Origin of the sequence: Rathayibacter sp. PhB179 (assembly GCF_004345345.1) — a bacterium.
In the GTDB taxonomy this organism is placed as follows: domain Bacteria; phylum Actinomycetota; class Actinomycetes; order Actinomycetales; family Microbacteriaceae; genus Rathayibacter; species Rathayibacter festucae.
Window position 1 is genome coordinate 136,068 of record NZ_SLVD01000005.1, and the last position, 13,845, is coordinate 149,912.

The following is a 13,845-nucleotide window of genomic DNA, read 5'->3' on the forward strand; positions in this document are numbered from 1 at the left end:
TCGGAGGCGCCGCTCAGCCGCCGACGTGCGAGCCGAAGCCGGACTTGCCCGTGCCGCCGAAGCCGCCCGCGAGGGTGGCCTTCGAGCCGGGCGCCGATCCGGCGGGCGCCTTCTGCACCACGTCGGGCTGGGTCGCGCCGCGCGCCGCGAAGCCGCCCGTCGTGACCGGAGCCCAGCTCGTCGCCCGGGTCGAGCTCCAGCGCGACGACGCGAAGATCAGCGGGCCGACCCAGAAGCCGCCGGCGTAGTGCCCGCGGTACTCGTCGGTCGCCTCGCAGAGCTGCTCGGGATCGTCGCCGACCTCCTCGCCCTGGGCCTGCAGCTGCGCGATCTGCTCCCGGACGTCCGCCAGGCAGTCCTCGCGGCTCGCGTAGACCGGGCGCTCGGCGTTCTCGGGGATGACGTAGTCCTGGCCGTCGGCGCCGGTGGTGACCACGCCGTCGGTGGAGGGGTTCGCGGAGTTCAGCGCGACCGCGAGCCCGAGCACGCCGACCGCGACGACGCCGCCGATGACGAGGCCGCGCCGCTTCGAGGCGATGCCGCTGATGCCGACGTCGCCGGAGCGGCGCCGCGTGCGCGTGGTGCCCGGGTCGCCGGCGGGGGAGTCCTGCGGAGCGTCCTGGGGGCGTTTCTCGGTGTGCTCGTCGGCGCGGTCGTCGGGGGTGGTCATCGGGTCTCCTCGTCCTGCGGGCGGTTCTCCCGCGCGTCCTGGGGTCGGCCGTGCTCGGGGCGGCCGAAGAGGGGCTCGTCGCGGGGGGTCCGGCCCTCCTCGATGAAGTGCGGCACGAACTCCGCGAGGTCGCCGGTGATCGGTCCGCCGGTCTCGCGCACGTCGATGCCGGCCGGCGTCTCGCCGACGATCCAGCTTCCGATCACGACCGTCCGGCCGTCGATCCGGGCGAGATCGGCCCGGGCCTGGTGCACGAAGCCCTCCTCGCCGTAGGCGCCGCCGTTCTCCGCGACGACCGCGCCGTCCGCGTCGAGGATCGTCACGTTCGCGCCCTCCCGGCCGAGCCGGGGCTTGCGCACCTGCGCCGTGCCGACGAGCGGCTCGACGGCGGCCGGGAGCAGGTTCGGATGGCCCGGGAACAGCTCCCAGAGCACCACGAGCAGCTGCTTGTTGCTGAGCAGCAGCTTCCAGGCCGGCTCGACCCAGCGGGTGCGCTCGCGCCGGTCGAGCAGCAGCCCGCCGAACTGCTCGCCGAGCATCCACTCCCAGGGGTAGAGCTTGAAGATCCGCCGGATCGGCTCGCCGTCGGCGTCGAGGAAGCCGGCGCCGTCGAGCTCGTAGCGGATGTCCTCCACGAAGATCAGCTTCGGGTCGAAGCCCGCCTGCGCCGCGGTCTCGGCCATGTAGGCGACGGTGTCCGCGTCCTCGACGATCAGCTCGCCGTCACCGGAGTCGTGCAGCGAGGCGAGGTGCAGCCGTGCGCCCTCGTCCAGCTGCCAGCGGTCGACGCGGAGGTGCCGCCACTGCTCGACGAGCTGCTCGTGCAGGCCGTTGAACTGGTCGGCCTCGGGGCCGCGCGTCTCCTCCAGCCACTGCCACTGCGCGGCGGCCGTCTCGACCAGCGAGGTCGGGGTGTCGGCGTTGAACTCGAGGAGCTTCACCGCGCCCTCGCCGTCGTAGGCGAGGTCGAACCGCCCGTAGACCGTGGGGTCGTCCTCGTCCCAGGAGGTGCGGACCAGCTCGTGGAAGCGCTCCGGGATGCCGAACTCCGCGAGGCGGCCGGTGCGGACGACGTGCTCGCAGGCCTCCATGCAGCGGTCGAAGAGCTCCTGGGTCGCCGTCTCGAGCAGCTCGATCTCGGCGAGCGCGAAGCCGTAGGCCGCCGACTCGTTCCAGTAGGGCCGGCCGCCCTCCGAGGGGAGGTCGTAGAAGCTGAAGCCGACCTCGTCGCAGCGGGCTCGCCAGTCGGGACGCGGGGTCAGGCTGTGTCTGCGCATGGGGACGTCAGTCTACGACCGACCTCCGACACGCCCTCGGGTCAGAGGTAGTCGACGCCGTAGAGGTCGTCGTAGTCCGGCGCCGCGTCGCCGTGCGGGGCCGTCGGGAGCGGGGCCTCGTCGTGCAGCTCGAGCACGACCGAGCTGGCCGCGGTCAGCAGCACCTCGACCCGCCCGCCGAGCACCGTCGTGAGGGACAGGAAGGCCGGGGCGGTGCGCATCGCCTCGAGCACGTCCTGCTTGGTCCGCTCCATCGTCGCGTCCGCGGCGAGGAGGTACGTCCGCTCGGACACCGTCACCTGCAGCATGGTTCCCCCGTCTCGTGGGGCCTCTCGGCCCGGATCCTCAGCGTACGGAGCGGAGCGGATCGGGATGACCGCGTTGACCGGCCGACGGCCGTCGGCTAGTGCGCGCTCCCGCGGCCGGTGCCAGCGGGGGGCCGGAGCGGTGATCCTCATGCGCTGTCCCGCCACTCCGGCCACGGCGTGACGACCGTCATCGGACCCGCGGCACCCGCACCGCCCGGGATCGCGCCGGCGGGGGACAGCAGCTCCGCCAGCCGGAGCGCCGCCGCCCGGGCGATCAGCGCGCGATCGATGGTGAGCGAGGTCAGGCTCGGGAGCATCGCCGCGCCCAGGCTCAGGCCGTCGATCCCCGCGATGCGGACGTCGCGCGGCACCTCGAGCCCGAGGCGGCTCGCCCGCTGCAGGGCGCCGAGCGCCATCATGTCGTTGAACGCGATGACGGCGTCGACCTCGGGGTGCGCGGCCAGCAGCTCGCCGAAGGCGTCGGCTCCGCCGGCGATGGTGTCGCCGCCGGTCGCGACGAGCGCGGCCTCGCCGGGCGCGAGGCACTCCTCGAATCGCAGCCGGCGCGCGCTCGGGGCGTACTCGTCGGGCTCGGCGTGGTCGAGCATCCCGATGGTGCGCGCCCCGCGCTCGCGCAGCCCGTCGACCAGCGCGCGCATCCCGGGTGCGAAGTCCACGGCGATGGCGTGCACGCCGGGCAGCTCGTCGTCTCGCTCGATCAGCAGGACCGGCACCCCGCGCGCCGCCCGGCGGATCGACTCCAGGCTCTCCCGGGCGAGATAGCCGACGATGACGTCGACCTGGGTGGCCAGGTCCGCCACGATCTGCTCCTCGGACTCGTTCGTCTCGGCGACGACGACGACCTGCCAGCCGCGCACGGCGAACTCCTCCAGCAGGTCGGCGGCGAGGTCGGTGTAGTACGGGTTCCGCAGCGAGGTGATCACGAGGCCGACCGCGATGCTCTTCTGCCGGGCCATGTTGGCGGCGAACCGGCTGGGGACGTAGCCGAGGGCCTCGCTCACGGCGAGCACGCGCTCGCGGGTGGCGGCGCTGATCTCGGACATGCCGTTCATCGCGCGCGTCACGGTCTGCCGCGAGACGCCGGCCTCGCGGGCGACGTCGCGGATGGTGGCGCGGCGAACCGGCAGGTCTCTCGGTGGACGAGGGGGCATCGGCGGTTCGCCGGAGCGGTCCACAGCGGCCCTCCTTCTCTCAGTCTCGTCTGGCAACACGCATATGGCGACAGCGCCTCGCGTCTTCGGCGACAGCTGCCTTGACAGGTCGACGGCCGCCAGCTTAGCGTGTGGGCACTCGTCGTCCGTGACCGTTCACGTGAACGGTCACGGCTGCCGCGTTCCCCTGCCGCTCACCCTTCGATGGAGAAGACCACCATGCCCCTCGTCTCGAACACCCTGGTCCGGCGATCGCTCGCCGGAGCGACCGCGCTCGCGCTGACGGCGGGCCTGGCGGCCTGCACCGACAGCGGTCCGGCCGCTGATGACGGCGCCGTCGACGTCCTCGTCGCGCAGAGCACGGCGCAGGTGCCGGTCGGCGAGACCCCCTGGGCCGCGGCGCTCGCGGCGGAGACCGGCTGCACGGTGAACTGGAACACGATCGACGACACCGCGTGGACCCAGCAGAAGAACCCCTCGCTCGCCGCGGGGGACGTGCCGGACATCGCACTCCGGGCGGTCGGCGCGAACGACGCGGTGCAGTACCCGGGCCTCTTCGAGGACATCGCGCCGCACCTGGACGACCTGCCGAACGTGCGGCGGTTCTTCGAGGAGAAGCCCGACGCGCGCCGGCTGGTCGAGAACGAGAAGGGCGAGATCCACTCGCTCTCCTCGTCCCGCGGCAGCGGCTATCGCGGCTCCGGCCAGCACATGATGATCAACCGGGCCTGGCTCGACGCCCTCGGCCTCGAGGTCCCGCGGACCTGGGACGAGCTGACGACGGTGCTGCAGGCGTTCAAGACGCAGGACCCGAACGGCAACGGGCAGGCGGACGAGGTCCCGTTCAACGTCCGCCGCCTCGAGACGGCCGGCTTCGGCTGGTACAGCCCGTTCCTGCTGCTGAACTCCACCGGCATCGCGACCTCGTTCAACAAGGGTCCGTCGGCGCAGGGGATCCACGTCTCCGGCGGACGGGTCGCCAACTTCCTCGTCTCGGACGAGTACCGCCGGGTGGTGGAGTACCTGCACGAGCTGCTCGCGGCCGGCCTCATCCCGGCCGACGCGCTCACCAAGGACGATTCGGCGTACTACGCCGCTCAGGCGGGGGACGGGGAGACCGCGCAGATCGGCCTGATCTTCGGCTGGTCGCTCGCCGACTTCGGAGATCTCCGCGACCAGTACGTGGCGATGCCCGCTCCCGCCGCCTCCGCGAGCATGTCCGCCGAGGACGTGGTCTGGGACGGCTCGGACAACGAGTACGAGGGCGGGAAGCTCGCCGTCTCGGCGGCCGCGGCGGGCGACGAGTGCGTGTGGAAGGTGGTCGACGCCCTCTACAGCGAGAAGTACTCGATCCAGCAGTTCACCGGATCGATCCCCGAGTTCGTCACGGACGACGGCGACGGCACGTACTCGGTCACCGAGGCGTACCGGGCCGCCGTCGCGGACGGTCGCGACCCGGCGCTCGCCGACCGCCTGGCCGGCTGGATCCCCGACTCGGTCACCCTGAACGGGGACTGGAACCGCGACGATCTCCGTGAGGTGGACGACGTCTACACCGAGCAGTACTCGCACTACGACCACGTGCGCGACCTGATGCCCGACTACGTCCGGCTGTCCGCCGAGGACGCGATCACCGCCGCCAACAACGACACCGCCGTGCTCAACTACGCGCTGCAGAAGACGTCGCAGTGGATCGCGGAGGGCGGGGTCGACGAGGACTGGGACGAGTACGTCGCCCAGCTCGAGTCGATCGGCCTCGTGCAGAACGTCGAGCTCTGGCAGAAGGCCTACGACCTCGCGACCGCGGCGTCATGACGCGGACGGCACTCGACTCGTCGGCGGCCGGGGCGCCCCTCGCCCCGGCCGCGGGGGCGCCGCTCCCGGCCCCGCCCCGGCCGCTGCGCGCCCTCCGCAGCGTGCGGAACCAGTGGCAGCTCTGGCTGATGGTGCTGCCGGCGCTGGTCTTCACCGCCGTCTTCGCCTACGTGCCGCTGTACGGGCTCCAGCTCGCCTTCCGGACCTACGTCCCCGCGCGCGGGCTCAGCGGCGGGGAGTGGGTCGGCCTCGACTACTTCGTGCAGTTCTTCGAGTCGCCGCTCTTCTCGACGATCGTGCTGAACACCGTGCAGATCAGCCTCTGGACGCTCGCGATGGGGTTCGTCGCCCCGATCGTGCTGGCGCTGCTGATCAACCAGATCAGCGCCGGTCGCCTCAAGAGCTTCGTGCAGACGATCACCTACATGCCGCACTTCATCTCGGTCGTGGTGATCGTCGCGATGATCAACATCTTCCTGCGGCCCGAGAACGGGCTCCTCGGCCGGTTCCTGCCGGGTCAGAACCTCCTCGCCGAGCCGGACGCCTTCTCGGCGATCTACTGGATGAGCGAGGTCTGGCAGCACTGCGGCTGGAACGCGATCATCTACCTCGCCGCGCTCTCGACCGTCGACACGTCGCTCTACGAGGCCGCGAAGATCGACGGCGCCGGGCGGCTCCGGCTCATCCGCTACGTCGACATCCCCACGATCCTGCCGACCGCGGCCATCCTGCTCATCCTCAACATGGGGTCGGTGCTGAGCGTCGGCTTCGAGAAGGTCTACCTGATGCAGAACTCGCTCAACCTGTCCTCCGCGGAGGTCATCGCGACCTACACCTACAAGATCGGCATTCTCAGCAATCAGTTCTCCTACTCCACCGCCATCGGCCTCTTCAACACGGTGATCAACTTCACCCTGCTGATCGTGGCCAACCAGCTCGCCAAGCGCGCCACGGGTTCCAGTGTCTTCTGAGCGCGGGGGATCGTCGGAGCGCGGAGGGGCGAGCCGGCGCTGGGACCCCTGGACCCCGAGGGAGAGGACGTCCGTGACCCCTGCACCGGACACCCGCGGCATCGCCGTCGCCGACGCCCGAGCCGGCGGCAGCGCACCCCTTCCGCCGCGCCGACGGCGCCGGACGGTGCCGAAACGGCCGCTCGACCGGGTGATCGACGCCGTCGCCGGCCTCCTGATCGCGATCGTCGTGCTCGCCGTGCTCTACCCGCTCTGGTTCATCGTGGTGGCGTCGTTCTCCGATCCGGGTGCGGTCTCCTCGGGGCGGCTCACGCTGATCCCGGAGGGGTTCCGGCTCTCGGGCTACGAGCGGCTGCTCCAGGACGAGCGGATCTGGAACGGCTACCGGAACTCCGTCGTCTACGCCGTCCTCGGGACGGCGCTGAACCTGCTCGTCACGATCCCGGCGGCGTTCGCGCTCGCCCGGCCCGAGTTCCGTCCGCGGCGGGTGCTGCTGCTGGTGTTCGCGGTCACGCTGTTCTTCTCCGGCGGGCTGATCCCGAACTACCTGCTCTACCGCGATCTCGGGCTGCTGAACTCGATGTGGGTGTTCGTGCTCCCGGGTGCCCTCAGCGTCTTCAACCTGATCATCGCCCGGTCGTTCTTCGAGACCTCGATCCCCGAGGAGCTGCACGACGCGGCCCGCATCGACGGGGTGACCTACCTCGGCTTCTTCCTGCGGATCGTGCTCCCGCTCTCCGCCGCGATCATCGCCGTGATCGGGCTGTACTACTTCGTCGGGCACTGGAACGACTACTTCACGGGCCTGGTCTTCGTCCGCGACGCCTCACTCCTGCCGCTGCAGAACGTGCTGCAGAGCATCCTGCTCGCGAACCAGTCGGTCGCGGGCCAGGGCGGCAGCGGCGGGCAGTCCGCGCAGCAGCTGCAGGAGACCGCGGACCAGATCAAGTACGGCGTGATCATCGTCTCGACGCTGCCGCTGCTCGTGCTCTACCCGTTCCTGCAGCGCTACTTCGACAAGGGCGTGCTGGTCGGGGCGGTGAAGGGCTGATGGCGTCGCTCGCCGAGCGCTACGAGGCGGCCTGCCGGGTCGTGCTGCTCGTGCTGGTCGTCTCGGCGGCGATGCTGCTCTTCACGCTGCGCGGCGCGGTCATCGCCGGGTTCTTCCCCTCGGTGGCCGCCGCGCACGCGCTGCACCGCGCCCGGCTGCTCGACCCGGACGGTCCGTGGTCGCTCCGGCAGACCGTCTCGCTGTTCGCGCGGTTCTGGCGCGACGAGTTCCCGCGCGCGAACGTGCCGGGCTGCGCCCTGCTCGGCGTCGGCGCGGTCCTCTGGGTCGATCACCGGATCCTCGGCGGCGTCGAGGTCGACGGCCTCGGCGTCGCGGTGACCGGTGTCCTCCTCGTGGTCTCAGCCCTCTTCGCGGTGTTCGCCGTGGAGTTCTGGGTGGTCCGCGCGCACTTCGCGGAGCGGACGCGCTGGCAGCTGCGCACCACCGCGCAGCTGCTGCTCGCGCGGCCGCTCTGCACCCTGATGCTGGCCGCGGTGCTGCTCCTGCTGCTGGCGCTCGCGACGAGCCTCCCCGGGCTCGGCCTCGCGGCCGCCGGGGCCGTCCTCCCGTTCGCCGCGACCGCCGTCGTCGCCGCCTTCGGCCGGCTGCCGGGCCTCAGCCGATCCGCAGCTCGGTGCTGAGGGAACGGACGCGGTGTCGCCCCACCGTGCTGGTCGAGCAGCCCCACGGGGACGAGAGCATGCTGGTCGAGTAGCCCCACGGGCCGACATCATGCTGTTCGAGTAGGCCCGCAGGGGCGAGAGCATGCTGGTCGAGTAGCCCCGCGGGGGCGTATCGAGACCCGCCGTCGGCAGCAGGGCGGTCTGCAGACTCGTCTTCTGACGCTGGTGGGTCTCGATACGCCGCTCCGCGGCTACTCGACCAGCATGTGACGAGACGCGACTGCGCGGGGTTCGATCAGCATGCAGTCGTCCGACCGAGAGGGAGAGCTCACGGTCAGAAGCGGGGCGGGAGGGCGGCGAGCAGCGAGTCGGGCTGCACGGGGAGGTCGCGGACGCGGACGCCGGTGGCGTGGAAGACGCCGTTGGCGACGGCCGCGGCGGTGCCCACGTTGCCGATCTCGCCGATGCCCTTGCCGCCCATCGGCGCGAGGTGCGGATCCTCCTCGTCCAGCCACTCCGCGCGCAGGTCGAGCACGTCGGCGTTCGCCGCCACGTGGTACGTCGCGAAGTCGTGGTTGGCGTAGTCGCCGAGCACCGGGTCGAGGGCGCCGTGCTCGTGCAGCGCCATCGAGAGGCCCATGGTCATGCCGCCGAGGAACTGCGAGCGGGCGGTCCGCGGGTTGAGGATCCGGCCCGCGGCGAAGACGCCGAGCATCCGCGGCACCTGGATCTCGCCCGAGTCGAGGTCCACCCGCGCCTCGACGAAGTGGGCGCCGTAGGCGTAGCGGGCGAAGTCGCCCATCCCGGCGACGTCCTCCGTGGTGTCGACGACGACGTCGAGGCCCTCCGGGGGAAGCGGCTGCCCGTCGGCCAGCAGGGCGAGCAGGCGGTGACAGGCCTTCGTGACGGCCCAGCCCCACGATCCGGTGCCCGAGGAGCCGCCGGCGACCGGGCCCTGCGGCAGCGCGCTGTCGGCGATGACGATCTCGATCCGGTCGACCGGCACGTCCAGCGCGTCGGCGGCCACCTGGGTGAGCACCGTGCGGGCGCCCTGGCCGATGTCGGTCGCGTTGACCGCGATCACGAAGCGGCCGCCGGGCAGCGCGGTGGCCCGCGCCCCGCTCGGCGAGGTGAGCACGGGGTAGGTGGCGCCCGCGACCCCGGTGCCGACCAGCCAGCGGCCGCGGCGGTCCCTGCCTGCCCGCGGATCGCGGTCCTCCCAGCCGAACAGCTCCGCTCCGCGGCGGAAGCACTCGAGGTAGTGCCGGCTGGAGAACGGCGAGCCCGAATCGGGATCGACGTCCGGCTCGTTGCGCACCCGCAGCTCGATGGGGTCGATCCCGGCGGCGACCGCGAGCTCGTCCACCGCCGACTCGAGCGCGTACATGCCGGGGCACTCGCCGGGGGCGCGCATCCAGCGCGGCGTCGGCACGTCGAGCGCCGCGACCCGGTGGGTGACCAGTCGGTTCGGCGCCGCATAGAGGTGGCGGGTGGCCTCGCCGGTCTGCTCGGCGAACTCCTGGATCGTGGAGGTGTGCGAGAACGCCTCGTGCGCGATCGCGGTGAGCCGCCCCTCCGCATCGGCCGCGAGCCGGACGTGCGAGATCGTCGGCGTGCGGTAGCCGGCCAGCGCGAACATCATCTGCCGGGTGTAGGCGATCTTGATCGGCCGGCCGGTGAGGATGGCCGCCATCGTCGCGAGCACCACGTTCGGCCGCGGCGAGCCCTTCGAGCCGAAGCCGCCGCCGACGTGCTTGCTGCGCACCCGGATGACGGAGGGATCGAGCGAGAACAGCGTCGCGAGGGTCGACTGGACCGAGCTCGTGCCCTGCGAGGAGTCGAGGACGTCGAGGCGCCCGTCGGACCAGGTGACGACCGAGGCGTGCGGCTCCATCGGCGAGTTGAACAGCGCCGGGGTGGAGTAGCGCGCGTCGATCGAGACGGCCGCGGCCGCGATCGCCGCGTCGACGTCGCCGTCGGAGCTGTCGGTCGGGAAGCCGGCGTTGACCTGCTCCGGCGCGTAGAGCTTGGGCTGGTCCTCGGTGAGAACGACGTCGGTCCCGGAGTCGACGTACTCGACGCGCAGCGCGGCGGCGGCCTCGCGGGCGGTCTCGAGCGTGTCGGCGAGGACGAGCGCGATCACCTGGCCGCGGTAGGCGACGGCGTGCGACTGCAGCACCTGCAGCTCGCCGTCGTCGGCGTCCTCGAGGGGAAGCGCGGAGTCGGGGGTGATCACCGAGTGCACGCCGGGCAGCGCGAGCACGGCGTCGACGTCGATCCGCCGCACCATGCCCGTCGCGACGGCCGACTGCACCGGCCAGGCGTGCAGCAGACCCTCCGGCGAGTGCTCGAAGGCGTAGCGGGCCGCGCCGGTGACCTTGTCGAGGCCCTCCAGCCGGGCCAGTGGTGTGCCCAGCGGTGTGCCCAGTGGGGTGCCCGGGGCCGTGTCGAGCGCGGTCATGCCGCCACCTCCTCGTCGAGTCCGGCGAGCTCGGCGAGGACGCCGACGATCAGCCTGGTGAGCAGCGGGACCTTGAAGGCGTTCTGCTCGGTCGGCGTCGCGGCGGCGAGCTCCGCCTCCGCCGCACGCGTGAAGGCCTCGACGGTCGCGGGGCCGCCGCGGAGCAGGTCCTCCGCGATCCGCGCGCGCCAGGGCGCGTGCGCGACCGCGCCGAGGGCGAGGCGGACGTCGGTCACGGTCCCGTCGGTCACGTCCAGCGCCGCGGCGACCGAGCCGAGTGCGAAGGCGTAGGAGCGGCGGTCGCGGGCCTTGCGGTAGGTGGAGGTCGCGGCGAACGGCAGCGGCGGCAGCTCGACGGCGGTGATCAGCGCACCCGCCGGCAGGTTCGTGTCCCGCTCGGGGTGCTCGCCGGGGAGCCGGAAGAAGTCGGTGATCGGCAGGTTCGCCGGACCGTCGACGGTCTCGAAGCGGATCACGGCGTCGAGGGCGGTGAGTGCGACGGCCATGTCGCCGGGGTGGGTCGCGATGCAGACGTGCCCGGGGTCGGCGTCGGTGGTGATGCCGAGGATCGCGAGCTCGCGGGAGACGCCCTTCAGCGCGGAGCAGCCGGTGCCGGGCTCCCGCTTGTTGCACGGCTTCGAGACGTCGGTGAAGGAGGTGCAGCGGGTGCGCTGCAGCAGGTTCCCGCCGGTGGAGGCCTGGTTCCGCAGCTGGCCGGAGGCGCCGGCGAGCAGGGCGCGGCTGAGGGCCGGGTAGCGGCGGCGGACGAGCGGGTGCGCGGCGAGGTCGCTGTTGGCGACTCCCGCGCCGATCAGGAGTCCGCCCTCGGCCGTCTCCTCGACGCCGCCGAAGTCGACGCGGCTGACGTCGACCAGCGCGGCGGGGCGCTCGACGCCGAGCTTCATCAGGTCGACGAGGTTGGTGCCGCCCGCGAGCGGTTTCGCCTCGGGGGACGCGGCGAGCAGGCGCACGGCGTCGGCGACGTCCGCGGCCCGCTGGTACTCGAAGGTCCTCATTGCGCGGTCTCCGTCTCGCTCGGGTGCTCCGCCGCGTCGTGGACGGCGGGCACGATGTTGGCGTAGGCGCCGCAGCGGCAGAGGTTGCCGCTCATCCGCTCGCGCACCTCCTCGTCGTCGAGGACGACGTTCTCGGTGCCGAGCTCGGCGGTGACGTGGCTGGGCATGCCCGCGCGCGCCTCGGCGAGCATCCCGACCACCGAGCAGATCTGCCCCGGCGTGCAGTAGCCGCACTGGTAGGCGTCGCGCTCGAGGAACGCCCGCTGCACCGGATGGAGGTCGTTGCCGTCGGCCAGGCCCTCGATCGTGGTGACCTCGCGGCCGTCGACCGACACCGCCAGCACGAGGCAGCTGTTGGTCCGGCATCCGTCGAGCAGCACGGTGCAGGCGCCGCACTGGCCGTGATCGCAGCCCTTCTTCGAGCCGGTGAGGTCGAGCCGCTCCCGGAGCAGATCGAGGAGGGTGGTGCGGTTGTCGACGTCGACCGCTCTCGACTCGCCGTTCACGGTGACGTCGATCGCGGTCGACGGCACGGACCTGGTCTCGCTGCGCTGCGCCATGGCTGAAAGCTACCCGCGGGAGAGGCCGCGCGAGGGGGCCCTTCTCGGGCGGGCCGCGGAGGGCTACCCTCCGCCCGCGACGCCGCGCGCCGGGTAGAGCGCGACCGCCTCCGGATCGATCACGAAGTCGACCTCGTCGTCGATCCCCGCGCCGAGGGCGGCGAGCTGAGCGGGGGAGAGGTCGGCCGCGATGCCGGCGGCGCGCACCCGCACGAGGTCGCCGCGCCGCTCGAGGTCGCGGATGCGGGTGCGGACCCGGCCCGCGCCCGGCGCCCCCGGCAGGGCCGGCGCGACCGTCACGGAGGCGGGCCGGAACGCGGCCGCGGCCCGCACGCCCGCGGCGACGGAGCCCGCCGCCCGCAGCTCCACGCCGTCGTCGGTCCGCAGCCCGGTGCCGGTCGCCGTGCCTGTCAGCAGATTGAGCGCCGCGAGTTCCGCCGTGAACGGACTCTGCGGCCGCTCGAGCACCTCGTGGGTCGGCCCGTCCTCGATCACCCGCCCTTCGTGCAAGACCACGACGCGGTCGGCCAGCGTGTAGGCGTCGAGCACGTCGTGGGTGATCAGGATCGTGGTCCGCCCGGGCAGGACGCGGCGCAGCATCCGCCGCAGCAGCGGGGCGACCGCGACGTCCAGAGCGGCCATCGGCTCGTCGAGCAGCAGCAGCTCCGGGCTCGGAGCGAGCGCCCGGGCGACGGCCACCCGCTGCGCCTGCCCGCCCGAGAGCTGCGCCGGCCGGCGGTCGGCGAGGTCGACGGCGTCGACGGCCTCGAGCCAGGTGCGCGCGGTCTCGGCCGCGGCGGAGCGGCCGGCGCCGGTGCTGCGCGGGCCGAAGGCGACGTTGTCGAGCACGCTGAGGTGCGGGAACAGCAGCGGGTCCTGGGCGAGCAGGGCGACGCTGCGGCGGTGCGGCGGCAGGTGCAGGCGGCGGGCGGAGTCGAACAGGGTCGCTCCGGCCAGGGTCGCGCGTCCGTCGTCGGCGCGGAGGAGGCCGGCGAGCAGCCCGACGAGCGTGGACTTGCCGGCGCCGTTCGGGCCGAGGACGGCCGTGGTCGTCCCGGTCTCGACCCGCAGCGCGACGTCGACGCCGCGGGCGTGCAGCCGCGCGTCGATCTCGAGCGTCACGGGCGAGCCTCCACTCGGGCGGCGCGCGGCCGGCGATGCGCGAGCCCGATCACGAGGACCGCGACGACGACCAGCACCAGCGAGAGGGCGACCGCGGCGTCCGGGTCGGTCTCGCGCTGCAGGTAGATCTCGAGCGGCAGCGTGCGGGTGACGCCCTGCAGGCTGCCGGCGAAGGTCAGCGTCGCGCCGAACTCGCCGAGCGCGCGGGCGAAGGAGAGGATCGCGCCGGAGAGCAGCCCGGGCAGGATCAGGGGCAGGGTGACCCGGCGCAGCACGGTCGAGGGCCGGGCGCCGAGGGTCGCGGCGACGCTCTCGTAGCGGTCGCCGGCCGAGCGGAGCGCCCCCTCGAGGCTGAGCACCAGGAACGGCAGCGCGACGAAGGTCTGCGCGAGGATCACCGCGGTGGTGGAGAACGCGATCCGGATCCCGAGCGCCTCGAGGGCGCCGCCGAGCAGGCCGAGCCGCCCGAAGGTGTAGAGCAGGGCGATGCCGCCGACCACCGGGGGCAGCACGAGCGGGAGCAGCACGAGGGCGCGCACCAGGCCCTGGCCGGGGAAGGAGGTGCGCGCGAGCGTGAGCGCCATCGGCACGCCGATCACGAGGCAGAGTGCGGTGGCGGCGGCGGCGGTGCGCAGGCTCAGCAGGAGCGCCGCGATCGAGGAGTCCGAGGTGATCAGCGGGACGAACCCGGCCCAGTCGACGCGGGTGAGGATGCCGACCAGCGGCAGCAGCACGAAGGCACCGCCGACGACCGCGACGGCGACGACCCAGCGGGGGACTCCGGCGGAGAGCGTCACCG

13 protein-coding genes are annotated in these 13,845 nt (G+C 72.8%); 4 read left to right on the top strand and 9 right to left on the bottom strand.

The genetic code is table 11. The features are described 5' to 3' along the window. Nucleotides 1–13 precede the first annotated feature (13 nt). The 4 genes from EDF43_RS12015 to EDF43_RS12030 form a co-directional block, all read right to left on the bottom strand. Complete coding sequence (locus EDF43_RS12015; RefSeq protein WP_132437105.1) at nt 14–670, bottom strand: hypothetical protein; 657 nt, start codon at nt 668–670, stop codon at nt 14–16. Further along, nucleotides 667–1,947 carry a glutathionylspermidine synthase family protein gene (locus EDF43_RS12020; RefSeq protein ID WP_132437106.1) on the bottom strand — a complete coding sequence of 427 codons (1,281 nt, stop codon included), beginning with the start codon at nt 1,945–1,947 and terminating at the stop codon, nt 667–669. Before EDF43_RS12020 ends, EDF43_RS12015 begins: the two co-directional genes overlap by 4 nt. Nucleotides 1,948–1,988: 41 nt before the next feature. Then, a complete protein-coding gene (locus EDF43_RS12025; protein ID WP_123445913.1) occupies nt 1,989–2,255 on the bottom strand; it encodes a hypothetical protein in 267 nt (88 codons plus the stop codon). Nucleotides 2,256–2,401: 146 nt separating this feature from the next. Continuing rightward, complete coding sequence (locus EDF43_RS12030) at nt 2,402–3,427, bottom strand: LacI family DNA-binding transcriptional regulator (protein WP_132437107.1); 1,026 nt, start codon at nt 3,425–3,427, stop codon at nt 2,402–2,404. Between the two features lie 219 nt (nt 3,428–3,646). Between EDF43_RS12030 and EDF43_RS12035 the strand changes: the two genes are divergently transcribed. The 4 genes from EDF43_RS12035 to EDF43_RS12050 all read left to right on the top strand — a co-directional run bounded on the left by EDF43_RS12035 (nt 3,647) and on the right by EDF43_RS12050 (nt 7,905). After that, nucleotides 3,647–5,242 carry an extracellular solute-binding protein gene (locus tag EDF43_RS12035; RefSeq protein WP_207901727.1) on the top strand — a complete coding sequence of 532 codons (1,596 nt, stop codon included), beginning with the start codon at nt 3,647–3,649 and terminating at the stop codon, nt 5,240–5,242. Further along, nucleotides 5,239–6,213, top strand: a complete 975-nt coding sequence (locus EDF43_RS12040) for an ABC transporter permease subunit (protein ID WP_123737143.1) — start codon at nt 5,239–5,241, stop codon at nt 6,211–6,213. The genes EDF43_RS12035 and EDF43_RS12040 overlap by 4 nt, the downstream gene beginning before the upstream one ends. A gap of 73 nt (nt 6,214–6,286) precedes the next feature. Next, the gene (locus EDF43_RS12045; RefSeq protein ID WP_243646297.1) at nt 6,287–7,264 is read left to right on the top strand and encodes a carbohydrate ABC transporter permease; all 978 of its coding nucleotides are present in this window, start codon (nt 6,287–6,289) and stop codon (nt 7,262–7,264) included. Continuing rightward, a complete protein-coding gene (locus EDF43_RS12050; protein WP_132437108.1) occupies nt 7,264–7,905 on the top strand; it encodes a DUF624 domain-containing protein in 642 nt (213 codons plus the stop codon). Before EDF43_RS12045 ends, EDF43_RS12050 begins: the two co-directional genes overlap by 1 nt. Before the next feature lie 316 nt (nt 7,906–8,221). On the opposite strand, the gene EDF43_RS12055 is transcribed toward EDF43_RS12050, so the two are convergent. The 5 genes from EDF43_RS12055 to EDF43_RS12075 all read right to left on the bottom strand — a co-directional run bounded on the left by EDF43_RS12055 (nt 8,222) and on the right by EDF43_RS12075 (nt 13,843). Continuing rightward, nucleotides 8,222–10,348, bottom strand: coding sequence for a xanthine dehydrogenase family protein molybdopterin-binding subunit (locus tag EDF43_RS12055; RefSeq protein ID WP_132437109.1), 2,127 nt, complete (start codon nt 10,346–10,348; stop codon nt 8,222–8,224). After that, entirely contained in the window at nt 10,345–11,364 is a 1,020-nt protein-coding gene (locus EDF43_RS12060; protein WP_132437110.1) for a xanthine dehydrogenase family protein subunit M, read from the bottom strand. Before EDF43_RS12060 ends, EDF43_RS12055 begins: the two co-directional genes overlap by 4 nt. Further along, the gene (locus tag EDF43_RS12065; protein ID WP_132437111.1) at nt 11,361–11,924 is read right to left on the bottom strand and encodes a 2Fe-2S iron-sulfur cluster-binding protein; all 564 of its coding nucleotides are present in this window, start codon (nt 11,922–11,924) and stop codon (nt 11,361–11,363) included. Before EDF43_RS12065 ends, EDF43_RS12060 begins: the two co-directional genes overlap by 4 nt. A 63-nt stretch (nt 11,925–11,987) precedes the next feature. Further along, nucleotides 11,988–13,046, bottom strand: a complete 1,059-nt coding sequence (locus EDF43_RS12070; protein WP_132437112.1) for an ABC transporter ATP-binding protein — start codon at nt 13,044–13,046, stop codon at nt 11,988–11,990. Further along, the gene (locus EDF43_RS12075) at nt 13,043–13,843 is read right to left on the bottom strand and encodes an ABC transporter permease (RefSeq protein ID WP_185020243.1); all 801 of its coding nucleotides are present in this window, start codon (nt 13,841–13,843) and stop codon (nt 13,043–13,045) included. Before EDF43_RS12075 ends, EDF43_RS12070 begins: the two co-directional genes overlap by 4 nt. Nucleotides 13,844–13,845: the final 2 nt, after the last annotated feature.